General features: G+C 66.5%; 20 protein-coding genes and 1 tRNA gene. 13 read left to right on the forward strand and 8 right to left on the reverse strand.

What is annotated here, in order from left to right:
- Window positions 1-116 precede the first annotated feature (116 nt).
- On the reverse strand, window positions 117-431 hold the full coding sequence (locus EL249_RS06140; protein ID WP_040529915.1) for a hypothetical protein: 315 nt from the start codon (window positions 429-431) through the stop codon (window positions 117-119).
- A gap of 204 nt (window positions 432-635) precedes the next feature.
- On the opposite strand from EL249_RS06140, the gene pheA reads away from it, so the two are divergent.
- The 3 genes from pheA to EL249_RS06155 all read left to right on the forward strand — a co-directional run bounded on the left by pheA (window position 636) and on the right by EL249_RS06155 (window position 3,895).
- Window positions 636-1,724: a prephenate dehydratase gene (pheA, locus tag EL249_RS06145; protein WP_005673671.1), complete on the forward strand. Its 1,089-nt coding sequence runs from the start codon at window positions 636-638 to the stop codon at window positions 1,722-1,724.
- A 78-nt stretch (window positions 1,725-1,802) separates the two neighbouring features.
- On the forward strand, window positions 1,803-2,927 hold the full coding sequence (gene hisC, locus EL249_RS06150) for a histidinol-phosphate transaminase (RefSeq protein ID WP_005673670.1): 1,125 nt from the start codon (window positions 1,803-1,805) through the stop codon (window positions 2,925-2,927).
- On the forward strand, window positions 2,927-3,895 hold the full coding sequence (locus EL249_RS06155; RefSeq protein ID WP_005673669.1) for a prephenate dehydrogenase: 969 nt from the start codon (window positions 2,927-2,929) through the stop codon (window positions 3,893-3,895). Before hisC ends, EL249_RS06155 begins: the two co-directional genes overlap by 1 nt.
- Before the next feature lie 152 nt (window positions 3,896-4,047).
- Here the strand turns inward: EL249_RS06155 and EL249_RS06160 are convergent, their stop codons facing one another.
- Entirely contained in the window at window positions 4,048-4,995 is a 948-nt protein-coding gene (locus EL249_RS06160; RefSeq protein ID WP_005673668.1) for an NAD(P)-dependent oxidoreductase, read from the reverse strand.
- Window positions 4,996-5,450: 455 nt separating this feature from the next.
- On the opposite strand from EL249_RS06160, the gene alaS reads away from it, so the two are divergent.
- From alaS to EL249_RS06175, 3 genes are all read left to right on the forward strand, one after another.
- The gene (gene alaS / locus EL249_RS06165) at window positions 5,451-8,096 is read left to right on the forward strand and encodes an alanine--tRNA ligase (RefSeq protein ID WP_040531369.1); all 2,646 of its coding nucleotides are present in this window, start codon (window positions 5,451-5,453) and stop codon (window positions 8,094-8,096) included.
- On the forward strand, window positions 8,093-8,335 hold the full coding sequence (locus EL249_RS06170) for a sulfurtransferase TusA family protein (protein WP_005673665.1): 243 nt from the start codon (window positions 8,093-8,095) through the stop codon (window positions 8,333-8,335). The genes alaS and EL249_RS06170 overlap by 4 nt, the downstream gene beginning before the upstream one ends.
- A 100-nt stretch (window positions 8,336-8,435) precedes the next feature.
- A complete protein-coding gene (locus EL249_RS06175; protein ID WP_005673664.1) occupies window positions 8,436-8,900 on the forward strand; it encodes a helix-turn-helix domain-containing protein in 465 nt (154 codons plus the stop codon).
- Window positions 8,901-8,925: 25 nt separating this feature from the next.
- Here the strand turns inward: EL249_RS06175 and EL249_RS06180 are convergent, their stop codons facing one another.
- The 5 genes from EL249_RS06180 to EL249_RS06200 all read right to left on the reverse strand — a co-directional run bounded on the left by EL249_RS06180 (window position 8,926) and on the right by EL249_RS06200 (window position 15,644).
- The gene (locus EL249_RS06180) at window positions 8,926-9,558 is read right to left on the reverse strand and encodes a hypothetical protein (protein ID WP_005673663.1); all 633 of its coding nucleotides are present in this window, start codon (window positions 9,556-9,558) and stop codon (window positions 8,926-8,928) included.
- A 215-nt stretch (window positions 9,559-9,773) separates the two neighbouring features.
- A complete protein-coding gene (locus EL249_RS06185) occupies window positions 9,774-12,791 on the reverse strand; it encodes a valine--tRNA ligase (protein WP_005673662.1) in 3,018 nt (1,005 codons plus the stop codon).
- A 169-nt stretch (window positions 12,792-12,960) separates the two neighbouring features.
- Window positions 12,961-13,698, reverse strand: coding sequence for a DUF2486 family protein (locus tag EL249_RS06190; RefSeq protein ID WP_005673661.1), 738 nt, complete (start codon window positions 13,696-13,698; stop codon window positions 12,961-12,963).
- Entirely contained in the window at window positions 13,685-14,125 is a 441-nt protein-coding gene (locus EL249_RS06195; protein ID WP_005673660.1) for a DNA polymerase III subunit chi, read from the reverse strand. Before EL249_RS06195 ends, EL249_RS06190 begins: the two co-directional genes overlap by 14 nt.
- 34 nt (window positions 14,126-14,159) lie before the next feature.
- Window positions 14,160-15,644: a leucyl aminopeptidase gene (locus tag EL249_RS06200; RefSeq protein ID WP_005673659.1), complete on the reverse strand. Its 1,485-nt coding sequence runs from the start codon at window positions 15,642-15,644 to the stop codon at window positions 14,160-14,162.
- A gap of 220 nt (window positions 15,645-15,864) precedes the next feature.
- Here EL249_RS06200 and lptF point away from each other — a divergent pair, with 220 nt between their 5' ends.
- From lptF to EL249_RS06235, 7 genes are all read left to right on the forward strand, one after another.
- Window positions 15,865-16,974: an LPS export ABC transporter permease LptF gene (lptF, locus tag EL249_RS06205; protein WP_005673658.1), complete on the forward strand. Its 1,110-nt coding sequence runs from the start codon at window positions 15,865-15,867 to the stop codon at window positions 16,972-16,974.
- Window positions 16,971-18,119: an LPS export ABC transporter permease LptG gene (gene lptG / locus EL249_RS06210; protein ID WP_005673657.1), complete on the forward strand. Its 1,149-nt coding sequence runs from the start codon at window positions 16,971-16,973 to the stop codon at window positions 18,117-18,119. The genes lptF and lptG overlap by 4 nt, the downstream gene beginning before the upstream one ends.
- 456 nt (window positions 18,120-18,575) lie before the next feature.
- A complete protein-coding gene (locus EL249_RS06215) occupies window positions 18,576-19,043 on the forward strand; it encodes a Dps family protein (protein ID WP_005673656.1) in 468 nt (155 codons plus the stop codon).
- A 237-nt stretch (window positions 19,044-19,280) separates the two neighbouring features.
- A tRNA-Ala gene (locus EL249_RS06220) sits at window positions 19,281-19,356 on the forward strand.
- Window positions 19,357-19,485: 129 nt separating this feature from the next.
- A complete protein-coding gene (locus EL249_RS06225) occupies window positions 19,486-20,046 on the forward strand; it encodes a GNAT family N-acetyltransferase (protein WP_005673655.1) in 561 nt (186 codons plus the stop codon).
- A gap of 212 nt (window positions 20,047-20,258) precedes the next feature.
- Complete coding sequence (locus tag EL249_RS06230; protein ID WP_005673654.1) at window positions 20,259-21,635, forward strand: class II 3-deoxy-7-phosphoheptulonate synthase; 1,377 nt, start codon at window positions 20,259-20,261, stop codon at window positions 21,633-21,635.
- 16 nt (window positions 21,636-21,651) lie between these two features.
- Window positions 21,652-22,608 (forward strand): AEC family transporter, encoded by a 957-nt coding sequence (locus EL249_RS06235; RefSeq protein WP_005673653.1) that lies wholly within the window; start codon window positions 21,652-21,654, stop codon window positions 22,606-22,608.
- An 84-nt stretch (window positions 22,609-22,692) separates the two neighbouring features.
- Here EL249_RS06235 and EL249_RS06240 read toward each other — a convergent pair whose 3' ends face one another.
- Window positions 22,693-23,916 carry a cation diffusion facilitator family transporter gene (locus EL249_RS06240; protein ID WP_005673651.1) on the reverse strand — a complete coding sequence of 408 codons (1,224 nt, stop codon included), beginning with the start codon at window positions 23,914-23,916 and terminating at the stop codon, window positions 22,693-22,695.
- Window positions 23,917-23,970: the final 54 nt, after the last annotated feature.

The raw sequence follows: 23,970 nt of genomic DNA on the forward strand, positions 1-23,970 counted from the left end.
GGTTGGAGCGGAAGAAAGCAGGAAACCTCCCTGCTAATGACAAGGTGGTCGGCATGCAGGGCGTCCGGCCATGGCCAGGGTCGATGTCCGCCCTTGGCCGGGGGCCGGGAGGGGCGTCAGACGCTGACGGGATCGTTGTGCCGTTTGACCAGGACGCAGATCATCAGCAGCAGGCCGATCAGGCCGTAGGCCACGGAAGGCATGGTGCCTTCGTCTTCCTCGGGCTGCCGGGAGGCCGTGGCCACCGGCGTGGTGACCTGGGCCAGATGGACGCCCGCATGTTCGAGGGCAGGCCGGGGGGCAGCCTGCTGCTGAACGGCAGCGGGCTGGGCGGTTCGGATGGCTTCGGTCGGGGCAGCATCGTGCGCCTGGACGGTCTGACTGAGGGCCAACAAACCGAAGACGGCAGTGACAAGCAGTGTGTTTTTCATGACAGTCCGCAGGTGGATGTATTCATTGTGTGCCTGCTTGCTGGAAAAGGGTATGAATAACTGCACGACTGGTTATGCTTGTTACAGTTCAGATAAGGATCGCGGCAGAAAGGGTGCGAAGCGGCGGTCGAAATGTGGTGCGGTTGCATCAATGGCACCCGGGTTCGCATGAACGGACGAGCACGAAAGGAGTGAGGGAACGAGATGGCGGATGATCAGATCAACCGGGTGCGGCAGGACATCGACGCCCTGGACGAGCAGCTGCTGGCGCTGGTCAACCAGCGGGCGCGGCTGGCGCAGCGCATCGGTGAGCTGAAGAAGGGGGCTGACGATGCTCCGGTCTACCGCCCCGAGCGGGAGGCGGCCATCATCCGCAAGCTGCAGGCTGCCAACCCCGGGCCGTTGCCCGATACGGCGATCCGTTCGCTCTGGCGCGAGCTGATGTCGGCCTGCCGGGGGCTGGAGCGGCCGCTGCGGGTGGCTTTTCTGGGGCCCTGGGGCACGTTCAGCGAACAGGCCATGCGGGCGCGCTTCGGCGATGCCGTGGAAGGGGTGCCCTGTGCGTCCATCGACGACGTGTTCCGGGTGACGGAAGCCGGGACGGTGGATTTCGGGGTGGTGCCCATCGAGAACTCGACCGAGGGGTCGGTGACGCGCACCCAGGACCTGTTCCTGAACACGCCGCTGCGGATCACGGCCGAGATCACGGTGCCGGTGCGACATGTGCTGATGTCCCGGACCGGACAGATGGCCGATATCCGGCAGGTGGTGGCGCATCCGCAGGCGCTGGCGCAGTGCACGCTGTGGCTGCAGCGCAATCTGCCCGATGTGGAGCTGATGCCGGTGTCCAGCAACGGCGAGGGGGCCCGACGGGCAGCCGAGGATCCGGCGCTGGCCGCCATCGGCAGCGAGACGGCGCTGGCCGTGTATGACCTGCTGTCGGTGGCCTATGCCATTCAGGATGATCCGATGAACCGGACGCGCTTCCTGGTGGTGGGCATGCAGAAGGTGCTGCCGTCGGGGCAGGACCAGACCTCGCTGATCCTGGGCGTGCCCGATCGGGTCGGGGCGCTCCATCAGCTGATCGAGCCGCTCTCGCGCCACGGGGTGACGATGAAGCGCTTCGAGTCCCGCCCGGCGCGTCAGGGAGGATGGGAATACTATTTCTACATCGACTTGCTGGGGCATCAGGATGACCCGGAGGTAAGTACGGCGCTGGCCGAGCTGCAGCAGCGCGCGGCCTTTTTCCGGCTGATGGGGTCGTACCCGTCGGAAAGCGCCATGGTGGTGTGAGGTGTCGCCCAGAGCCGCCAGTCACATGGTGGCTGGGGGCTGGGGCTTGCAGGACTACGAGACAGGGAGGGAATCCAGATGAACACGGAGGGACAACAGGGCGTGTCGCCCGCAGCGGGGGCGCCGGCCGGGGTGCGCAGCATTGCGCCGTACCGGCCCGGACGGCCCATCGGGGAGGTGGCGCGCGAGCTGGGGCTGGATCCGGCCGGCATCGTGAAGCTGGCCTCCAACGAGAACCCGCTGGGCATGTCGCCCAAGGCGGTGGCGGCGGCCCAGCAGGTGCTGGCCGGTGGTGCACGCTACCCGGATGCCAACGGCCATGACCTGAAGCAGGCGCTGGCCCGGCATTACGGGGTGGACGCCGGCTGGATCACGCTGGGCAACGGTTCCAACGACATCCTGGAGCTGGCGGCACGGGCGCTGGTGGGACCGGGGCAGGGCATCATCCATTCACGCTACGCCTTCATCGTCTATCCGCTGGTGGCGCAGGCTATCGGGGCGGTGGGCATCGAGGTGCCTGATGCGGGCCTGGGCCATGACCTGGCGGCAATGCTGGCGGCCATCACGCCCGAGACCCGGATGGTGTTCATTGCCAACCCCAACAACCCCACCGGCACCTTCATCCCGGGCGATGCGCTGCTGCGCTTTCTGGAGCAGGTGCCGCCCCAGGTGGCGGTGGTGCTGGACGAGGCCTATACCGAATACCTGGCGCCCGAGCAGCGCTATGACGCGCTGGCCTGGGTGAAGCGTTTCCCGAACCTGATCGTGTCGCGCACCTTCTCGAAGGCCTATGGGCTGGCAGGCTTACGGGTAGGCTTTGCCGTGGCGCAGCCCGCACTGACCGACCTGATGGGGCGGGTGCGGCAGCCCTTCAACGTCAACAGCGCCGCGCTGGCCGCCGCCGAGGCGGTGCTGGACGACGCCGACTACCTGACGCGCAGCTACCAGATCAACCGCGAGGGACGGGCCCAGCTGGTGCAGGCCTTCGAGGCGCTGGGGCTGGAGTACGTGCCGTCCTCGGGCAACTTCGTGCTGGTGAAGGTGGGCGATGCGGCCGGCATCAACGACCAGCTGCTGCGGGCCGGCATCATCGTGCGGCCGGTGGCCAACTATGGTCTGCCGGAGTGGCTGCGTGTCTCGGTGGGGCTGCCCGAAGAGAACCGGGCCTTCATCGACGCGCTCACGAAGATCCTGGGCCAGTGATGTTCAGGCAGGTGGCCATCCTGGGGACGGGCCTGATGGGCGGCTCGCTGGCGGCGGCGCTGCGGGCGCGGCTGCCCGGGGTGCGCCTGGTGGGCTTCGGGCGTGAGCCGGACATCTCGCGGGCCATGGAACTGGGGCTCTTCGATGCCCGGGCCGATTCGGTGGCCGACGCGCTGGCCGGGGCCGACCTGGTGGTGCTGGCCGCGCCCATTTCCGTCAACTGCGCGCTGGTGCCCGAGGTGGCGGCCCATCTGCCCCCCGACGCGGTGCTGACCGACCTGTCCAGCGTGAAGGGGCCGGTGGTGACGGCCTGGCGCAGGACGATCGCTGCGATGAGCGATGGTGCCGCGACGCAGGCCACGCCCGGGCTGGGTGATTTCGTGCCCTGCCATCCCATTGCCGGCAGTGACCGCGGCGGGCCGGATGCGGCTGACCTGGACCTGTTCGTGAGCCGCGAGGTGGTGCTGAGCCCGCTGCCCGGGAATCGGCCGGATTCGGTTGAGCGCCTGCAGGCGCTGTGGCAGCAGCTGGGGGCACATGTGACCCGGATGAGCGTGGCCGACCACGACCGGGTGTTTGCGCTGGTCTCGCATGCGCCCCATGCCGTGGCCTTTGCCGTGGCAGGGGCCGTGGCGGCCGATGGGGCGAACCCGGGCAGGCCGGATGCTGCAGGCAAGGATGCCGGCGCGGGCAAGGCGGTGCGGGATGACGGAGAGGAGGCGCCCATTCGTGCCGGCGATCATGCCGGCCCCGGATTGCTGGACCTGACCCGCATTGCGGGGTCGTCCCCCGAACTGTGGGCGGACATCCTGCTGCAGAACCAGATGCCGACGCTACGGGCGATTGATGCGGTGGACGCGCGGATGCAGGCCATTCGCCATGCGCTGCTGACGGGGAACCGCCAGGCGCTGACCCGGCTGCTGCAGGAAGGGGCCGACTGGCGCCGTACCTGGCAGCGGCACGGGTAGGGCCCCGGACAACAGGCAGAGCGCCCGCGCCGAAGGAACGGGAAGGTGGCGCAGGCGGCAAAGGCGGGGTGAAGCCGGAGAAGGGAAGAAAAGGCGAGCCGGGGAAGGCAGGGACGACCTGCCTTCCTGGGACCTGAGCGACCCTGGCTTTTTCAGGGCTTTTGCGTCTTCAGATGATCGAAGCGCACGATCAGGCTGGAGGTGTCCCAGCGGTTGCCGCCCAGGGCCTGCACGTCACCATAGAACTGATCCACCAGTGCCGTCACGGGCAGTGTGACGCCGCTGCGGCGCGCCTGGCCCAGGCACAGGCCCAGGTCCTTGCGCATCCAGTCCACCGCAAAGCCGAAGTCGAACTGGCGGTCGGTCATGGTCTTGCCGCGGTTGTCCATCTGCCAGGACTGCGCCGCGCCCTTGCCGATGACGTCCAGCACCTGCTTCATGTCCAGACCGGCCACCTCGCCGAAGTGGATGGCCTCGGCCAGCCCCTGCACCAGGCCGGCGATGCAGATCTGGTTGACCATCTTGGCCAGCTGTCCGGCGCCCACGTCGCCCACGCGGGTGATGGCCTGCGCGTAGGCCATCGAGACGGGGCGTATCCGTTCCACATCGGCCTCGGTGCCGCCGCACATGACGGTGAGGCAACCTTTCTCGGCGCCCGCCTGTCCGCCCGAGACCGGGGCGTCAACAAAGTGCAGGCCGTGCGCACGTGCCGCCGCATCCAGCTCGCGGCTGACCTCGGCCGAGGCTGTGGTGTGGTCCACGTAGAGTGCGCCGGGTTTCATGCCAACAAAGGCGCCGTCTTCGCCCAGCACCACGCTGCGCAGGTCGTCGTCATTGCCCACGCACGAGAACACGATGTCGGCGTCCTGGGCGGCCTCACGCGGGGTGAGGGCCAGACGGTGGCGACCGGTGGGGGCCTTGCCTTCGATCTCGGCCAGCCAGCGTTCTGCCTTGGCCGTGGTGCGGTTGTACACGCAGACCGCATGTCCGGCCTGTGCCAGATGGCGTGCCATCGGATAGCCCATCACGCCCAGGCCCAGGAAGGCGACCTTGAGCGATGGCGTGGTGGGTGTGGGGGCGGGCTGGGTGTTGGCGTTCATGGGGTGGGGTCTCCGGTGTGATTGGGAGCGATGAAGGCTGGGGCATTCCGGCGAAGGCATGCGCCATGCCCTGCGGCATCCGGGACGGCAGCGGGATTCCGGGGCGTACTCGGGAGCGTGGCCGTGCAGCCGGGCGGGTGGCGCTGCGGCGGATGCCGTTCTTCGGCCTTCGGGCAATGATGCCATAGCGGATGCCCTGGCTCTGTACGGCGGCTGCTCCAGGCTCTGTTTGGGCGGTTGCCCCGGACACTGTTCGGGCGGGCAGCGGGGGGCTCTCGCGCTGGGGTCGGGGCCGGCGCCGAGGCTGGGGCTGGGACCTTCCGGGGCTGATACGTTGTACCGCCGAATGATGAGCGCATCCAGGCGCTACCAGGTGTTGCCCACAGGGAAGTCCCGATTGGCAGAGTAGGGGGCCCCTTCGTTAGAATGAAGGGTTCCTCCACCGGATACCCATGATGAAGTCCGCCGAAATACGCCAGCAGTACCTGAAGTTCTTCGAGTCCAAGGGCCATACCATCGTCGCGTCCAGCCCGGTGGTGCCGCATGACGATCCCACGCTCCTGTTCGCCAACGCGGGCATGAACCAGTTCAAGGATGTCTTCCTGGGCTTCGACAAGCGTCCCTACAGCCGCGCCACCACGGCCCAGAAGTGCATCCGCGCCGGCGGCAAGCACAACGATCTGGAAAACGTCGGCTACACCGCCCGCCATCACACCTTCTTCGAGATGATGGGCAACTTCTCGTTTGGCGACTACTTCAAGCAGGACGCCATCAAGTTTGCCTGGGAGCTGTTGACCACGGTCTTCAAGCTGCCGCCCGAGAAGCTGCTGGTGACGGTCTATGCCGAGGACGACGAGGCCTATGACATCTGGGCCAAGCAGGTGGGCGTGCCGGCCGATCGCATCGTGCGCATCGGCGACAACAAGGGCGCGCGCTATGCGTCGGACAACTTCTGGATGATGGGCGATACTGGTCCCTGCGGCCCGTGCACCGAGATCTTCTATGACCACGGTCCCGAGGTCGCCGGCGGCCCTCCGGGAAGCCCCGAGGAAGATGGCGACCGCTTCATCGAGATCTGGAACATCGTCTTCATGCAGTACAACCGGGACGAATCCGGCGAACTGCATCCGCTGCCGCGCCCCAGCGTGGATACCGGCATGGGTCTGGAGCGGGTGGCGGCCGTGCTGCAGCACGTGCATTCCAACTACGAGATCGACCTGTTCGTGAACCTGCTGGCCGCTGCGGCCAAGGTGGTGCAGGACGCAGGCGGCACACCTGAGACGGGCAGCCCGTCGCTGAAGGTCATCGCCGACCACATCCGTGCCTGCTGCTTCACCATCGTTGACGGCGTGGTGCCGGGCAACGAGGGCCGCGGCTACGTGCTGCGCCGGATCATCCGCCGCGCCGTGCGTCACGGCTACAAGATGGGTGCCCGCCAGCCGTTCCTCTACAGTCTGGTACCGGCGCTGGTGAAGGAAATGGGTGAGGCCTATCCCGAGCTGAAACGCGATCAGGCCCGCATCGAGGAAGTGCTCAAGGGCGAGGAGTCCCGCTTCTTCGAGACCATTGCCAACGGCATGAGCCTGCTGGAAGGGGCGCTGGCCGGACTGAAGGGCAAGAAGGTGCTGGACGGCGAGACGGCCTTCCGCCTGCACGACACCTATGGCTTCCCGCTGGACCTGACGGCCGATGTCTGCCGCGAGCGCGGCGTGACGGTGGATGAGGCCGGCTTCGAGACGGCCATGGCGCACCAGCGCGAACAGGCGCGTGCCGCCGGACGCTTCAAGGGCGCTTCGCTGCTGGAATACGACGGTGAAACCACCCGCTTCGTGGGCTATGACGAGCTGTCGGCCCAGGCCCGCGTGCTGGCGCTGTACCACGACGGCAAGCCGGCGCAGGAACTCAAGGCCGGTGACGAGGGCGTGGTGGTGCTGGACGTGAGCCCGTTCTACGCCGAATCGGGCGGTCAGGTGGGCGACCAGGGTCATCTGCAGGGGCAGGGCCTGCGTTTTGCCGTGTCCGACACGCAGAAGATCCAGGCCGCCGTCTGGGGCCACCATGGTCGCGTGGAAGAGGGAAGCCTGAAGGTGGGCGACACCGTGCAGGCACAGGTCAACACGGCCCTGCGCCAGAAGACCACCCGCAACCACTCGGCCACCCACCTGCTGCACAAGGCACTGCGCCAGGTGCTGGGTGATCATGTGGCGCAGAAGGGTTCGCTGGTCGATCCGGACCATACCCGTTTCGATTTCAGCCACAACAAGCCGATGACGCCGGAAGAGATCCAGGCGGTCGAGGCCATCGTCAACGCCGAGATTCGCAGCAACACGGCCACCGTCATCCGCCAGATGTCGTATGACGAGGCCATCGCCGCCGGTGCCATGGCGCTGTTCGGCGAGAAGTACGGTGACGTGGTGCGCGTGGTGGACGTGGCCGATACCCGTGAGCTGTGCGGCGGTACCCATGTGGCCCGCAGCGGCGAGATCGGTGTCTTCAAGATTGCCTCCGAAGGGGGCGTGGCTGCCGGCATCCGCCGTGTGGACGGCCTGACCGGCGAAGGTGCCCTGGCCTGGATCCAGCAGCAGCTGGCCACGCTGGCCGAGGTGGCCGCGGCCGTGAGGGCCCCGGTGGCCGAAGTGCCGGCTCGTGTGGCCCAGCTGCAGACCCAGGTGAAGGATCTGGGCCGCGAGCTGGATCGCGTGAAGGCCAGTGCTGCCAGCAGCCAGGGTCAGAACCTGGCCGCCCAGGCCACGGTGCTGCCGTGTGGCGCCCACCTGCTGGTGACCCGTGTGGATGGCATGGATGCCAAGGCGCTGCGCGCCACGGTCGACCAGCTGAAGGATCAGCTGAAGTCGCTGGTGGTGGTGCTGGCTTCGGTGGAAGGCAACGACAAGATCCAGCTGGTGGCTGGCGTGACGCCCGACCTGGTGAACACGGTCAAGGCCGGCGAGATGCTGGGCCGCGTGGCTGCCCAGGTGGGCGGCAAGGGCGGTGGCAAGCCCGACTTCGCCATGGCTGGCGGCAACGACGTGGCAGCGCTGGAAGGCGTGCTGGGCATGACCCACGAACGCCTGGTGCAGCAGCTGGCCAACCGGAAGTGAGCGCCATCCCGGACCACGTGGACGCCCACGTGGACGCCCGAGGGCTTTCCTGCCCGCTGCCCATCCTGCGGGCCAAGAAGGCTCTGGCCACGCTTCAGAGTGGCCAGGTGCTGCGCGTGGAGGCCACCGACCCCGGCTCGAAACAGGACTTCAGCGCCTTTGCCCGCCAGACGGGCAATGCGCTGCTGGCCCAGGTGGATGACGGGGACGTGACGGTTTTCTATCTGCGGCGGCGGTAAGGGAGCATTGACGAGATCTTGCCTTTCGTCGTTTCGGTTATTTCGTTTTTCGTTTGTTTCGAATAGAATGGCCGGACGATGAAGGGGAAGATCAAAGATCATGAAGGCAGCTCTCCGCTCTCACACCTTGCCCTCCGCTGAGGAGGTCGCCATCGCCCGCGAAAGCGGGCGATTGCTTTCGGCCTGTCTTCAGACCCGTGCAGATTCGCAGCAGATCGAACTGTTCGATGACGCAGGCGTTTCGCACCCGGTGCATCTGCCCGTCTCTGCCTTGCGGTTGCTGGTCGATGTGCTGACCGAGATCGGCAAGGGCAACGCCGTAAGCGTGATTCCGATCCACGCCGAGCTGACGACCCAGGAAGCAGCGGATGTGCTCAATGTGTCCCGCCCTTTCCTGGTGCAGTTGTTGGAGCGAGGCGAGATCCCGTTCCACAGGACAGGCACCCATCGGCGTGTCCGCTATGCGGATGTGATGGCCTACAAGAGCCAGATTGACGCAGAGCGTCAACAGGCGCTGGACGCCTTGGCCGAGCAGGCGCAGGCGCTGGGCATGGGGTACGAATGAGTTCCCTGTCGCAGTCTCTGGTCATTCAGCCCGGATCAGCCTGATAGCGGTACCGGATGTCTTCATCCTTGCGTGCGCCGGTGATGCGCAGCCGCAGTTCGAGCGTACTGCCGTGCAGTGACAGGCTGCCGTCGTAGCGGTCTGGCGGGCAGGAATAGGGCGTCTGGGCGACCAGGTGGATGCCGCCTGGTGGGATGGCGTCTGGAGGGAGGGGGCCCTTGTGGGGGCTTCCTTGCTGGGTGGCGCCTGGTTGGACGCCGCTTGGCTGGATACTGCTTGGCTGCGTGACGTGAAGTTCAGTGCCATCAGGCTCTGTGGCACAAGGCGCAAACCCGCCGGCATCAGGCACCAGCAACAGGATGTCCTGGAAGCGCTGCTGCCGAAAATGACGGAAGATGATGCCTTCTTCCCCGAAATGCCAGCATTTCCGGTCCTGGCAGGGCAGGCCGTTGTCCAGCGTGAATGCTTCCTGAAAGAAGACATCGGGGCCGTTTACCGTCACCTGTACGTGGCCGCTGCCCCGGTGGTTCCACTGCATCCGTGAGCCAGGACCGCTTTCCGCCCTGAATTCCAGCCGGGTGATGCGGGTCATCAGGGGGAAGAGGGCGTGGTGCACGGTGCGATTGTGGCTGTGGCCTGCTGGTCCCAGAGAGAACATGTGCGGTGTCCTGCCAGCATCAGGACCCGAGCGTGAACATGTGCGGTGTCTGGCTGGCATCAGAGCCAAGAGTGAACGCGCGGCAGCTTGCCCCAAGGCCCGAGAGAGCATGGGTGCAGCGTTTGCCTGCATCAGGGCCCGAGAAGGGCCCTGATGCTTTTCGGCTTATTCCGGCTTACTACGGCTAATTCCGGCTTACTACGGCTTACTAGGGCTTACCCCAGCTTGGCCCGCTGTCCCTGCACCTTCTCCAGCATGGCGCCGAACTGCGCCAGGCGCTGGCGCTCCTGCTCGACCACGGCGGCGGGGGCGCGTTCGACGAAGTTGGGGCTGGAGAGCTTGCCGTTGGCCTTGCCGATTTCGGCATGCAGGCGGGCGATCTCCTTGTCCAGTCGGGCCTTTTCGGCGGCCACGTCGATTTCCACCTTCAGCATGAGGCGGTGGTTGCCGACGACCTGGACGGGGGCCAGGGTGTTCTCGGGCAGGCTGGCCACGCGCTCGGCGCTGGACAGGCGTGCCAGGCCGGGCAGGTAGGGCAGCATCTGGTCGATGCGGGCGTCGTCGCTGGCGATGAGCAGGGGCACGCGCTGCTGCGGGCCCAGGTTCATCTCGCCGCGCAGGGCCCGGCAGGCGTCGATCAGGGCGCGCAGCTCGGTCATCCAGGCGTCGGCGTTCTCGTCGATCCTGGTGTCGTTGGCCTGCGGGTAGGGCTGCAGCATGATGGAGTGGCGGCGCTCAGCCAGGGCCTGTTGCAGGGCTTCGCCTTCCAGGGTCTGCACGCCGCCGTCGCCGTAGCTGTGGGTGAGCGGGGCCACCTTCTGCCACAGTTCCTCGGTGATGAACGGGATGAGGGGGTGGGCCAGCCGCAGGACGGCTTCCAGCACGCGCAGCAGGGTGTGGCGGGCGCCACGGCGCTGGGCGGGGTCCTCGTGGTTCAGTTCGACCTTGGCCAGTTCCAGGTACCAGTCGCAGTAGCTGTTCCAGACGAAGCCGTAGATGGCGTTGGCGGCCAAGTCGAAGCGGTACTCGGCCAGGGCCTTGGCCACTTCGGCCTCGGTGCGCTGCAGTTCGGAAACGATCCAGCGGTCGACCGGGCTGAAGTCCATGAACTGGCCGGGACCGCAGTCCTTCTTGCAGGGCCGGGCGAAGCCGTTGTCATGGCCTTCGACGTTCATCAGCACGAAGCGGGTGGCGTTCCAGAGCTTGTTGCAGAAGTTGCGGTAGCCCTCGCAGCGGCTGATGTCGAAGTTGAGGGTGCGCGAGAAGTTGGCCAGCGACGCGAAGGTGAAGCGCAGGGCGTCGGTACCGAAGGCGGGGATGCCGTCGGGGAAGTGCTTCTTGACGTACTTCTCGATGCGGGCCTTGTGGTCGGCGCGCATGAGGCCGCGCACGGACTTGGCCAGCAGGGCGTCGAGCTCGATGCCGTCGATGAGGTCGAGCGGGTCCAGGGTGTTGCCCTTGGACTTGGACATCTTCTGGCCTTCGGAATCGCGCACGATGGCGTTGATGTAGATGTCCTTGAAGGGCACCTTGCCGGTGAAGTACTGGGTCATCATCACCATCCGGGCCACCCAGAAGAAGATGATGTCGTTGCCGGTGACCAGCACGTCGGAGGGCAGGTAGCGGGCCAGGTCGGCGCGGGTCTGGGCGTCGTCGGCGGGCCAGCCCAGCGAGGTGAAGGGCACCAGGGCCGACGAGAACCACGTGTCGAGCACGTCGGGGTCCTGGGTGAGCGGGCCGGTGCAGCCGGCGGCGTCAGCCTTCTGGCGGGCCTCTTCCTCGTTGCGGGCCACGAAGAGCTGCCCATCCTCGCTGTACCAGGCGGGGATCCGGTGTCCCCACCACAGCTGGCGCGAGATGCACCAGTCATGGATGTTGGAGAGCCAGTGGTCGTAGGTGGATGCCCAGTGCTCGGGGAAGAAGCGGATGCGGCCGGAGGTGACGGCTTCCAGCGCCGGGCGGGTGATGGCGGCCATGCCACCGGGGCGGCCGTCGGGCTGCGTCTCGCGGGTCTGGTCCACGAACCACTGGTCGGTCAGCATGGGCTCGACCACTTCGCCGGAACGGCCGCAGACGGGCACCATGTTGCGGTGCTTGACGGTGTTCACCAGCAGGCCGGCGGCGTCCAGGTCGGCGACCATGCGATCGCGGGCCTCGTAGCGGTTCAGGCCCCGGTAGGCTTCGGGCACGGCGTCGCCCGCCATGTTGGCCTGCAGGTCGAGCACGACGATCAGCGGCAGGTTGTGGCGCATGGCCACTTCGTAGTCGTTGAAGTCGTGGGCGCCGGTGATCTTCACGCAGCCGCTGCCGAATTCGGGATCGACGTAGGTGTCGGCAATGATGGGGATCTGACGACCGGTGAGCGGCAGGGTCAGCATCTTGCCGTGCAGGTGGCGGTAGCGCTCGTCATCGGGATGTACGGCCACGGCCACGTCGCCCAGCAGGGTCTCGGGGCGGGTGGTGGCCACCGTCAGGCCCGGCAGTTCGGTGCCGTCAGCAGCCTTCTGGGGGCCGTCGGCGAAGGGGTAGCGGATGTGCCAGAGGTGGCCATCACGCTCGGTCATGTCCACTTCCAGGTCGGAGACGGCCGTGCGCAGCACCGGATCCCAGTTCACCAGCCGCTTGCCGCGGTAGATGAGGCCGGCTTCATACAGGCGCACGAAGACTTCGGCCACGGCCGTGGACAGTTTCGGGTCCATGGTGAAGTAGCCGGAATGCGTGCCCAGGCTGTCGGCGTATTCCCAGTTGGCCGAGTCGCCCAGCCGGCGCATCTGCTTGCTGATGGCGCCGCCCGATTCGTTCTTCCAGGCCCAGACGCGCTCGATGAACTGCTCACGCGGCAGGTCGTAGCGCGATTTGCCCTCGGCGGCCAGCTGGCGCTCGACGACGATCTGCGTGGCGATGCCGGCGTGGTCGCTGCCCACCACCCAGTTGGTGTCCTTGCCCAGCATCCGGTGATAGCGGATGAGGGTGTCCATCAGCGTCTGCTGGAACGCATGGCCCATGTGCAGCGTGCCGGTGACGTTGGGCGGCGGCAGCTGGATGCAGTAGGCGGTGTCGCTGGCCGGCTGGGCGGATGCCGTGCCGGCGGCGTCGGTGCCCGGGGCCGGCCGGTTGGCGAAGTAGCCGCGCGATTCCCACAGGGGATACCAGCGCGCCTCGATGGGCGCCGGCTCGAAACTCTTGGGCAGTTGGTCCTGGGCGGAATCCGCAGGGGCAGCAGCGTTGGTCATGAACGTGTCTGGATGGAAGTGATCGGATGAGGGGAATTCTAGAGCGTGTCGGGCGTTTCATGCCCACGGTGTCGCTCACAGTGCCCCCGCGTCACGATCAGGCACGTTCAAAAGGGCCCTGTGGGGGCCTCGGTCCGGCGTCGACGGGGCCTGAGCAGCCCCGCCGGATTCAGTCGTCGTGGTTCTGGCGGGCCATCTCGGCGTGCAGCCGGGTGATTTCCTCGTTGACCGCGCGAGCCACGATGTCGCGGATCAGGCGGTTGAGGGTGTCGTGCACGTCGCGCGTCATGGTCTCGACGGCGCGGGAGATGACCGGGGCCAGCGCGTGATTCATCTGGCCATCCAGCAGGATGTCGCCACGACGCAGCAGCCGCTCCAGCACGTTCTCGCGCACCTGACCGGCCAGGTTGCTCCAGTCCACGTCCTCGAAGTTGCGCGGCAGCTGATCGGGGTGATAGCGCTGCACGTTGACGACATCCGTCAGCATCGGGATGGCGTCTTCGTCTTCCGGCGTGGGGGTGGATGGACGCACCGCAGGCGGCACGATGGTCGTGGTGCGCGGCGCGAACGGGGCGGCGTCCGGGCTGCCGGTGGTGGGCAGCTCGGGGAAGGGGACGGGCGCGGTGGCTGGTGCGGCCTCGTGGGCCGCTGCCGAGGAGATGCCCACATCCAGCAGGCGCATGGAATGCACCAGCTTGTTGATCAGCGCCCGGTCCTCGTCGGTGAGCGGCGGCAGGGTGGCGATGGCGGCGTCCTCGTCCAGCGGGCCGGCCTCGTCCTCCAGGTAGTCGTCGTCGGAGTCGTCGGGGAACTGCGAGCGTGGCCAGCCGGTGGCCTGGCCTGTCGCCGGATGGGCGCCGCCTGCAGTGTGAGTGCCCGTGTCGGGGTGCTTGTCATCGGTTGCCATCTCGTTCCTCCACATCGTGGGTGAGCGGGGTGTAGCCTTGTTCGCGGTAGGAACGGAAGCGGGCGCGGGCCGCCTGACGGCTCTGCGCATCGGTGCCTACCAGTTCCACCACCCGGGCGTAGTCGGCGAAGGCGGGCGGCATGCGCTCGCCCAGATTGACCAGCACCTGACGGTGGCTGGCGGGCACGTCGGCGTCGGACGCCGTGAGCAGCACCGGGGTGCGCTCTGCCAGCGGATGCCGGACCGAGACGTGCGGAATGAAGGACAGCGGCGCGAATTCCCACAGCAGACGGTCGAAGCTGGCCAGGCGGCGGGTGTCTTCACAATAGACGACCACCTTGTGCCCGGCCTGCCAGGCCTTGCGCACCAGCCGGCAGCCGTAGCGGCCGGTGTCGGGAACGTTGAAGTGGAAATCCACCTGGGTCATGGGGCTGCGGGAATTCGTGCCGTGGGAAGGCCGTTCAGCCTGCGCGATCCATCAGGAAGTGGGTGAGCAGTGCCACCGGACGACCCGTGGAGCCCTTGTTGGCTCCAGAGCGCCAGGCCACGCCCGCCACGTCCAGGTGCGCCCACGAATAGGCCTTGGCAAAGCGCGACAGGTAGCAGGCAGCCGTGATGGCGCCGGCCGGGCGGCCACCGATGTTGCCCATGTCGGCAAAGGGCGAGCGCAGCTGCTCGTTGTAGGCGTCGTCCATCGGCATGGGCCAGCAGGTGTCGCCGGAATCGTCGCCAGCGGCCTGGATCTGCGCTGACAGGGCGTCGTCATTCGAGAAGAGGCCGGCCCGCTGATGGCCCAGGGCGATGACGCAGGCACCGGTGAGCGTGGCCACGTCGATGACCGCCACCGGCTTGAAGCGCTCGGCGTAGGTGAGGGCGTCGCACAGCACCAGCCGGCCCTCGGCGTCGGTGTTGAGGATCTCGACCGTCTGGCCCGACATCGTGGTGACGATGTCGCCCGGGCGGGCGGCCGAACCCGAAGGCATGTTCTCGGCAGCCGCGATGATCACCGTCAGGTTGATCTTGAGCTTCATCTGCGCCACGGCCTGCAGGGTGCCGAACACCGAGCCTGCGCCGGACATGTCGTACTTCATCTCGTCCATGTCGGCAGCGGGCTTGAGCGAGATGCCGCCCGTGTCGAAGGTGATGCCCTTGCCCACCAGGACGACCGGGGCCTGGCGTGCGCCGGCGCCACGGTAGTGCATGACGATGAGCTTGGGCGGCTGGGCCGAGCCCTGCGCCACGGCCAGCAGGGCACCCATGCCCAGCGAAGCCATCTGTTTCTGATCCAGCACCTCGACCTTGAGCTTGAGCTGGCGGCCCAGCTTCTGGGCCTGGCTGGCCAGGAAGGACGGGTGGCAGACGTTGGGCGGCTGGTTGCCCAGATCACGGGCGGTGTCGATGCCGTCGGCCAGGTCGGACATGCGCGCCACGCGGGGCGCCAGGGCCTTCTGGTCGGCGGCGCTTTCCACGCCCAGCACCACGTCCTTCAGGGCCGGGGCGGCTTCGGGCTTGCTCTTGTAATCGTCGAAGCGGTAGCGCACCTCACGGGCGGCCAGCACGATCTGGCCGACGCGCCAGGGCAGCTCGCGCAGTTCGACGTGGGCCTCGTGCAGGCAGCAGAAGGCGTCGGTGGCGGGCGAAGCCAGCACGGCACGGAAGGCGCTGCGCACGGCCTCGGCAAAACGGGGGGCCTTGATGGTGTCTTCATGGCCCATCGAGACCAGCAGGATGCGCGGCAGACCCTTGACGCTGGGGGGCACCAGTTGCGTGGAACCGGGCTTCTTGCCCAGGTCGCCGGCCTTCAGGATGGCCGAGAGCGCGTTGTCCAGGCGGGCGTCGATGGCCGCACCAGTGGGCGTGAGCCTGCCGGCCTGCACGGGCAGCACCAGGCACTGGGTGCGGAGTTTCTCGGCAGCGGTGGTCTTGAGGGAGAACTGCAGCGTCATCAGGAATCTCGATCGGGTGAAGCGGGCCGGAGCGGCAAACGCCCATTATAGGACGGGGCTCCATGCCCCCTGCAGCGACGGCCGGCCAGACGGCCGACGGCATGTTCCCGCAGGCTGGGCGGGGAGGGGCGATGCCGGGATGTCTGCACACGCACCACAGGCGGTGAGCGTGTGCCCTCGACGCCCCGGAAGATGCGGGCAACCCGGGTAAACTAGCACGATGATCTTCCGCCAGTCGTTGCGCCGCGACCTGAACAGCGTTGCCGGCGTCATGTTTGCCACGCTGTTCACCATTCTGGTCACCACGTCGCTGATCCGGTTTCTCAACCGTGCCACCAGCGACCGGATCGCCAGTTCCGACATCCTGCCGCTGATCGCCTTCAACGCCATCGGCTTCATTCCGGTGCTGCTGGTGCTGACGGTCTTCCTGTCGGTGCTGATGGTGCTGGCACGCGCCTGGCGCGACTCGGAGATGGTCATCTGGTTTGCCAGCGGTCAGAGCCTGACGGCCTGGATCCGCCCGGTGATGATGTTCGTGCTGCCCTATGCGGCGGTGGTGGCAGCCGTCACCTTCGTGCTGTCGCCTTGGGCCAACCAGCAGATTGCCGAGCTGCGCGAGCGCTTCAATCAGCGCGAGGACGTGTCCATGGTGGCGCCGGGGCAGTTCCGTGAATCCACCTCGTCCAATCGGGTGTTCTTCGTGGAATCGATGAGCCCTGACAAGAGCACCGTCTCCAATGTCTTCGTGGTGCAGCACAACGGCCCGCGCATGGTGGTGGTGGCCTCGCGTGGTGGCCACGTGAAGATCGAGGAGAACGGCGATCGCTTCCTGGTGCTGGAGGACGGCCGTCGCTACGACGGCACCTGGGGCACGCCTGAATACTCGCTGATGGAGTTCCTGCGCTACGGCGTGCGGCTCGATCCCAAGCCCGTCAATACCCAGATCGAGAGCGTGCGCGGCATGGCCACGCCGGACCTGATGCAGCTCTCGTCGCCCGCCGCCCGGGGTGAACTGGCCTACCGGGTCGGTCTGCCCATCTCCGTCTTCGTCATCGCGCTGCTGGCCATCCCGCTCTCGTTCGTCAACCCGCGGCTGGGCAGCTCCGTCAACCTTGTCATCGGCGTGCTCATCTACTTCACCTATTCCAACCTCAACAGCGTCGTCCGGTCCTGGATCACCCAGGAGAAACTGAGCTTCGGGGTGGGCGTGTGGCTGACTCACGCCCTGGTGCTGGGCCTGGCGCTCTACATGTTCCGCAAGCGGCTCACGCTGCCGCGCTTCAGCTTCAGCAAGCTGGTGGCCCGCCTGCGGGGAGGCAAGACGGCATGAAGCTGATGGCCCGCTACCTCACCCGCGAGATTGCCGGCGGCATCATGGCCGTGCTGCTGGGCTTTCTGGGGCTCTTTGCCTTCTTCGACCTCATCAACGAACTGGACGACATCGGCCAGGGCGGCTACCGGCTGCCGCAGGCCGTGCTGTACGTGCTGCTGGGCCTGCCCAGCCACATCTACGAGCTGATGCCCGTGGCCGCGCTGATTGGCTGCATCTACGCGCTGGCCCAGTTTGCCCAGAACTCCGAATTCACCGCCATGCGTGCGGCCGGCATGAGTCGCCAGCTGGCGCTGCGCGGCGTGCTGGTGCTGGGCGTGCTGCTGGCCGTGCTGACCGCCGTGGCCGGTGAGTGGATCGCCCCGATGGCCGAACAGCGTGCCCAGCAGCTGCGCATGGACGTGCTGGGCAAGGGCTCGGGCGTGGGCGCCTTCCGCTCCGGCCTGTGGCTGAAGGACAGCGTGCGTGGCCCCGATGGCCAGCGCCTTCAGACCCGCTTCGTCAACATCGGTACCCTGGAAGCCGACGGCGGCCTGAGCAAGGTGGCCATCCACGAATTCGACACCGACTTCCGGCTGACGGCCGTCATTCACGCCGAGCATGGCCGCTATCAGCCGGCGCACAACGGTCAGGCCAGCAGCTGGCGACTGGAAGGCGTGGAGACCACCCGCTTCAACGTCTCCCGCACCCAGACGGGTTACGATGCCCTGCATGCCGCCGTGGAGCGCCGGCCCGAGACCGTCTGGGTCTCGGACCTGAACCCGGCGCTGCTGTCGGTGCTGGCCATCGCCCCAGACCGCATGTCGGCCCTGGCCCTGTGGCGCTACACCTCGCACCTGAAGGAAAACGCCCAGAATGCCAACCGCTACGAACTGGCCCTGTGGAAGAAAGTGGTCTACCCGCTGGCCATCATCGTCATGCTGATGCTGGCGCTGCCCTTCGGCTACCTGCAGGTTCGTGCCGGCGGCATCGGCCTGAAGCTCTTCTTCGGCATCTCGCTGGGCGTGGGCTTCTACATCATGAACGGCCTCTTCTCCAACCTGGGCCTCATCAACACTTGGCCGCCCTGGCTGGCCGTCAGCATCCCGTCCATCCTGTTCCTGGCGCTGGCCCTGGTGATGCTGAACCGCGTGGGACGGACCTGATGCAAGGTGGATGCGCCGGGCCGAAAGGGGCGGGCTATGCTTTCGGGCCCCATCTTTCGGCCCCATCCGGGGCCTTTCAGGGTTAGTCCCGACGGGTCTCTTAGGGTTTGCCCTAGGTCCTGACGCCAGAAATTCACCAGTGAACGGAGTAATATCCTCTTCACCAAAGGGGACGTTGATTGGTGTCAGGCACTGATCCCCCTGTTGAGGAGGAGGAGAGGCAGCCTCGGCTGCCACCGTTAGGGCGCACCTGTTCTGCCGATCAGGTGCGCCTTTTTTCTTGCCGCTCCATGTCTGGCTATCGATACAATGAAATAAATAAATTTGCCGTATCGATAGGACACTCCTATACTGCCTTCCATCGTGCAGGGCAGCCCGGGCCCGCCGGAAGGCCAAGGGCGCCGGGACTGGAAGCACTGCATGGCAACCCTCCCAATTCTCGACAGGAGTTCAAACATGGGCATCAACATCGGCATGACCGACAAGCAACGCGAAACCGTGGCCAAGGGCCTGTCCAAACTGCTGGCAGACTCCTACAGCCTGTACCTGAAGACCCACAACTACCACTGGAACGTCACCGGCCCGCAGTTCAACTCGCTGCACACCATGTTCGAGACCCAGTACACCGAACTGGCCGCTGCCGTGGACGAGATCGCCGAGCGCATCCGCGCTCTGGGCCACCTGGCTCCGGGTTCGTACACCGAGTTCGCCAAGCTCTCCAGCATCAAGGACGGCGACAACACCAAGTCCGCCAACGAGATGATCAAGGATCTGGTGGAAGGCCAGGAAGCCGTGGTGCGTACCTGCCGCGAGATCTTCCCGGCAGCCGACGAGGCTGGCGACGAACCCACCGCCGACCTGCTGACCACCCGCATGCAGCTGCACGAGAAGAACGCCTGGATGCTGCGCTCGCTGCTGGCATGAGGCTATCCAGGGCATGAGCGGGGAAGGGGCGTGGCTGCGTCCATGATCCTTCCGTGACCCCCTGCAGGGCCATCCGGGAAACCGGGTGGCCCTGTTTGCGTCATGGGGCCTCATGGCGAAGACGGGTGTTGCAGCCGGGGTGTTGCGTTTGCCGCAGCGCCTCGGCCGTTCGTCCTGCTGCGAGCGGGCCCGCCGGTTTGGGATCGACCGAAGCGGTGGTATCATCCACATGATCGTGGGGACGTAGCTCAGCTGGGAGAGCGCGGCGTTCGCAATGCCGAGGTCGGGAGTTCGATCCTCCTCGTCTCCACCACCCCCATGCCAAAGGGCCGGCTTCATGCCGGCCCTTTTTCGTTTTGGGGTTGGCGAGAGGCGCGGCAGACGATCTAACCTTGTTCATATGACATGAGGGGATCTCCCGCCCTGAATAATTTATGGGTGCATGGCGATGTTGGAAACGGAACGATTACGCCTGCGGCAGTGGAGGGATGAGGATTACTCTGCGTATGCCCGGCTGAGCGCAGACCCGATGGTGATGCGCTACTTCCCCAGTACTTTGTCCGAGCAGCAGAGCCATGAACAGGCTGATAAGTTTCGTTCGCTGATAGCAGAAAGGGGCTGGGGGGTGTGGGCGGTGGAGTCAAAGGCCAGCGGCGAGTTTATCGGGATATCCGGTTTGAACCCCCTGGCTGGTGACAGTGGAATTCCCCATGCACCGCTGACGGAGATCGCCTGGCGCATTCTGGCTGCTGACTGGGGAAAGGGCTATGCGCCTGAAGCAGCAAGGCGGGTCTTGCAGTTTGCCTTTGAAGAGCTGGCGCTGGACGCTGTGTACGCCTTTACGGCACAGGTCAATATGCCATCACGGCGGGTCATGATCAAAGTCGGCATGAGAAATACCGGCGAGGACTTCAATCACCCCAAGCTGGAAAGCGGTCATGAGCTTGAACGACACTGCCTTTACGTCCTGACCAAGGAGCGCTGGTTGGCAACCAATCGCTAGTTTCCCGGGCCAGGCGGTCGAGCTCATCGCAGCCCAGCCTTGCGCCTGCGGCGAATCTTGTTCCAATGTCCGCATATTCTGCGGAGAATGAAGAACGATCAGCCGTGCCATCGCGACCGGCAGCGGCCCGCTCTCCTACAATAGCTGCTTCCCTGACTCGTATCCGATTGCTGCCTTCTATCATGACGACTGCTCCCAAGGATTCTGCTTCCGTGTCTGCTGCTGCTGGCGGCGTTTCCTCCTGGTCGCCCGAGAGCTGGCGCACGCATCCGGCCCGGCAGATGCCGACCTATCCGGACCAGGGGCGCCTGGACGCGGTGTGCGGGCAGCTGCGTGCCTTTCCGCCGCTGATCTTTGCGGGTGAGGTGCAGGTGCTGCGGGGGCAGCTGGCCGAGGTGGCGGCGGGGCGGGCTTTCCTGCTGCAGGGGGGCGACTGTGCCGAGAGCTTCGACATGCTGGATGGCGATGCGGCGCGCGAGACCTTCCGGGTGCTGCTGCAGATGTCGGTGGTGCTGACGTATGCGGCGGCGCAGGCAGTGGTGAAGGTGGGGCGTATTGCGGGGCAGTATGCCAAGCCGCGTTCGGCCGATACCGAGACGCGGGACGGGGTGACGCTGCCCAGCTATCGTGGCGACATCATCAATGGCGGGGCGTTCACCGAGGCGGACCGGGTGCCGCAGCCGGAGCGGCTGCTGCGCGCCTATTCGGCCAGCGCAGCCACGCTGAACCTGCTGCGGGCGTTGGCGGGCGGCGGTTTTGCCGACCTGCACCAGCTGCATGCCTGGACGGCGGATTTCGTGCGGGAGAGCCCACAGGGGCAGCGCTATCAGGAGCTGGCCGACCGGATCGGCGAGGCGCTGGCCTTCATGCGGGCCTGTGGCGTGCTCGATGGCGCCGGGTCGTCGCTGAACCGGGTGAATTTCTACACCTCGCACGAAGCGCTGCTGCTGCCGTATGAAGAGGCGCTGACGCGACCGGGCGAGGGGCCGCATCAGGGCCGCTGGTTCGGGGCCTCGGCCCACATGCTGTGGCTGGGCGAGCGCACGCGCCAGCTGGATGGGGCGCACATCGAGTACCTGCGCGGCATTCACAACCCCATTGGCGTGAAGGTGGGGCCCACGGCCACGCCCGATGAAGTGCTGGGGCTGATGCAGGCGCTGGATCCGAATCAGGAGCCGGGTCGGCTGGTGCTGATCACGCGCATGGGGGCCGGCAAGCTGCCGAAGCACCTGCCGGCGCTGGTGCGGGCGGTGAAGGCCAGCGGTCGTCCGGTGATCTGGAGCTGCGACCCGATGCACGGCAATACCGTGACCAGCTCCAACGGGCTGAAGACGCGCGACTTCGGCAACGTGGTGCAGGAGGTGCGCGAGTTCTTCGCGGTGCACGAGGCCGAAGGCACGATTGCCGGCGGCCTGCACGTGGAGCTGACCGGCCAGGACGTGACCGAGTGCCGGGGTGGCGGACAGAACCTGACGGACGAGAGCCTGCAGGAGCGCTACACCAGCGCCTGCGATCCGCGGCTCAATGGCTCGCAGAGCCTGGAACTGGCCTTCCTGGTGGCGGATCTGCTGAAGGCGCAACGCCGCTGAGGCGCGCGTTTCCCCGATGAAAGCGCTGTTTGATGCCATCCTGTTCGCCGTGGGCGTGACCCTGCCCAGCGTGCTGTTGCTGGGGTTTGGCGTGGTGATGCGCCGCACGGGGCAGGTGGATGCGGCTTTTGCGGCGAAAGCCTCCCGGCTGGTCTTCAACTACGGGCTGCCATGTCTGCTGTTTCATGAGCTGATGAGCAGCGAGATCCGTTACGGCCAGGAAGCCGTCATGCTGGCCGCGGGGGTCAGCACGACGCTGCTGCTGTACCTGGGGGCGGAGCTGTACGCATGGCGCTTCGTGCCGGAGGTGCGCGACAAGGGCGTGTTCGTGCAGGGGGTATTCCGCAGCAACATGGCGATCATGGGGCTGGCCTTCGTGCAGAACGCCTACGGCAATGCCGGGCTGCCGTCGGGGGCGGTCTATGTGGGCGTGGTCACGCTGCTCTACAACGTGCTGTCAGTGATCACGCTCAGTCGTTCCGGCGCGCGGGCAGGTCGCCGCCGCTGGCTGCATATCGGTCGCAACATCGTCACCAACCCGCTGATCGTGGCCATCGTGTCGGCACTGCTGCTGCAGCGGCTGAATATCGATCTGCCCAGGCCCGTCATGCAGACGGCGCGCTACATGGCCAACATTGCGCTGCCCATGGCGCTGATCTGCGCCGGTGCCACCTTCGATGTCCGCTCGGTACTGGATACTTCCGGCATCTCGTTGCAGGCCAGTATCGGCCGACTGGTGGTGGCCCCGTTGACGGCCGTGGCGGTGGGGCTGGCCTTCGGGCTGCGAGGCATCCCCATGGGGGTGCTGTTCCTGATGTGTGCGATGCCGGTGGCAGCGGCCAGCTATGTGATGGCCAAGGCCATGGGCGGCAATGACGTGGCGGCTGCCAACATCGTGGGCATCACCACGTTTGGCGCCATGTTCTCGGCGGCGATCGGCATCACGGTGTTGCGCAGCACGGGGCTGATGTAAGGGGGACGAAGGCGGGCACGAGTCGCGCGCTTTACAGCGGCGTGCTTGGCGGCTCGTGCATGGCCCATGTCGGGCGCCGTTCGTTCAGTGAGTCACTGCAGGCTGTCCGCCGGTGGCCACCACGTCCACTTCCACCGTGATGTGCACCAGCTCGGGATGCGCGCTCAGCAGTCGGCGGAAGTAGTCGGGGGCAGGGCGGGGCTGCCAGCCGGCGTCGGTGCCGTGATGCTGCCCGCCTTCCGTTGTGGATCCGGTGGCATCCTGCGGGCAGCAGTCTTTGGCAGGGACATCCGCCACGGGAGGAGGCGTCGTCACTGTGGGGGACGCCACCTGCAGGGCCACGATGCAGGCGTACTTGTCATTGGCGACCCGCCACAGGTGCAGGTCCTGCACCTTCACCGGCATGGCGGCCCCGGTCAGCGTGCGGGCGATGCGCTCGGTCAGCGGGTTGTCCATCTCGGCATCCAGCAGCACGAGGGCGCAGTCGCGCAGCAGCCCCTTGGCCCAGACGCCCACCAGCACGGCGCCGACGATGCCCATCAGTGGGTCCAGCCAGCTGGCCCCCCACCATTTGCCGCCAAACAGGGCCAGAATGGCCAGAATGGAGGTGGCCGCGTCGGTCAGCACGTGGATGTAGGCGGCGCGCAGGTTCAGGTCGGCGTGGGCGCCATGCGCGTGGTCATCGTGTCCATGGCTGGTCGCATGGGCGTGGTCATGGTCGTGGTCGTGGTCGTGGTCGCTGTGCCGATGGTCGGAGCTGTGGGCATGGGCATCGGCAGCGTGGTGCGCATGATGATCATGGTCGTGCGCGTGCCCGTGGGAGTGACCGTGGTGGTGATGGTCGTCTTTCAGCATCCAGGCGCTCACCAGGTTCACGGCCAAGCCCAGCACGGCGGTGGCGATGGCCTGGTCATAGCCGATGGGCAGTGGATTGACCATGCGCTCCACCGATTCCACCAGCATGGTGACGGCCACGCCCACCAGCAGCAGTGCGCTGGTGTAGCCCCCCAGAATCTCCATTTTCCAGGTGCCGAAGGCAAAGCGACGGTCCCGGGCATAGCGGGCGGCCATGCGGTAGGCAAAGACGGTCAGCCCCAGGGCGAAGGCGTGGGAGCTCATGTGCCAGCCGTCGGCCATCAGCGCCATGGAGTTGAAGATCCAGCCACCGGCGATTTCCAGCACCATCACCACCAGCGTCAGCCACATCACCCAGCGGGTGCGTCGCTCGGCCACAGGGTTGCCCTGGGTGAAGGAATGGATGACCTCGCAGTTGGCGGGGGCGGGCGAAGGGGTTTCGGTCGGTTTCATGCGTCTTCCCGTTGAACGCTTTATACTATACCCCAGTATAGATAACCCTACTCA

This window comes from Lautropia mirabilis (assembly GCF_900637555.1).
Lineage (GTDB): Bacteria > Pseudomonadota > Gammaproteobacteria > Burkholderiales > Burkholderiaceae_E > Lautropia > Lautropia mirabilis.

What these genes read in the sequence shown, in the direction of transcription:
- EL249_RS06240 (WP_005673651.1), bottom strand. Translation starts at nt 23,916, where the DNA reads ATGAAACCGACCGAAACCCCTTCGCCCGCCCCCGCCAACTGCGAGGTC.
- EL249_RS06195 (WP_005673660.1), bottom strand. Translation starts at nt 14,125, where the DNA reads ATGACCCAGGTGGATTTCCACTTCAACGTTCCCGACACCGGCCGCTAC.
- lptG (WP_005673657.1), top strand. Translation starts at nt 16,971, where the DNA reads ATGAAGCTGATGGCCCGCTACCTCACCCGCGAGATTGCCGGCGGCATC.
- EL249_RS06175 (WP_005673664.1), top strand. Translation starts at nt 8,436, where the DNA reads ATGAAGGCAGCTCTCCGCTCTCACACCTTGCCCTCCGCTGAGGAGGTC.
- EL249_RS06155 (WP_005673669.1), top strand. Translation starts at nt 2,927, where the DNA reads ATGTTCAGGCAGGTGGCCATCCTGGGGACGGGCCTGATGGGCGGCTCG.
- EL249_RS06160 (WP_005673668.1), bottom strand. Translation starts at nt 4,995, where the DNA reads ATGAACGCCAACACCCAGCCCGCCCCCACACCCACCACGCCATCGCTC.
- hisC (WP_005673670.1), top strand. Translation starts at nt 1,803, where the DNA reads ATGAACACGGAGGGACAACAGGGCGTGTCGCCCGCAGCGGGGGCGCCG.
- EL249_RS06225 (WP_005673655.1), top strand. Translation starts at nt 19,486, where the DNA reads ATGGCGATGTTGGAAACGGAACGATTACGCCTGCGGCAGTGGAGGGAT.
- lptF (WP_005673658.1), top strand. Translation starts at nt 15,865, where the DNA reads ATGATCTTCCGCCAGTCGTTGCGCCGCGACCTGAACAGCGTTGCCGGC.
- EL249_RS06200 (WP_005673659.1), bottom strand. Translation starts at nt 15,644, where the DNA reads ATGACGCTGCAGTTCTCCCTCAAGACCACCGCTGCCGAGAAACTCCGC.
- pheA (WP_005673671.1), top strand. Translation starts at nt 636, where the DNA reads ATGGCGGATGATCAGATCAACCGGGTGCGGCAGGACATCGACGCCCTG.
- alaS (WP_040531369.1), top strand. Translation starts at nt 5,451, where the DNA reads ATGAAGTCCGCCGAAATACGCCAGCAGTACCTGAAGTTCTTCGAGTCC.
- EL249_RS06215 (WP_005673656.1), top strand. Translation starts at nt 18,576, where the DNA reads ATGGGCATCAACATCGGCATGACCGACAAGCAACGCGAAACCGTGGCC.
- EL249_RS06235 (WP_005673653.1), top strand. Translation starts at nt 21,652, where the DNA reads ATGAAAGCGCTGTTTGATGCCATCCTGTTCGCCGTGGGCGTGACCCTG.
- EL249_RS06185 (WP_005673662.1), bottom strand. Translation starts at nt 12,791, where the DNA reads ATGACCAACGCTGCTGCCCCTGCGGATTCCGCCCAGGACCAACTGCCC.
- EL249_RS06140 (WP_040529915.1), bottom strand. Translation starts at nt 431, where the DNA reads ATGAAAAACACACTGCTTGTCACTGCCGTCTTCGGTTTGTTGGCCCTC.
- EL249_RS06180 (WP_005673663.1), bottom strand. Translation starts at nt 9,558, where the DNA reads ATGTTCTCTCTGGGACCAGCAGGCCACAGCCACAATCGCACCGTGCAC.
- EL249_RS06190 (WP_005673661.1), bottom strand. Translation starts at nt 13,698, where the DNA reads ATGGCAACCGATGACAAGCACCCCGACACGGGCACTCACACTGCAGGC.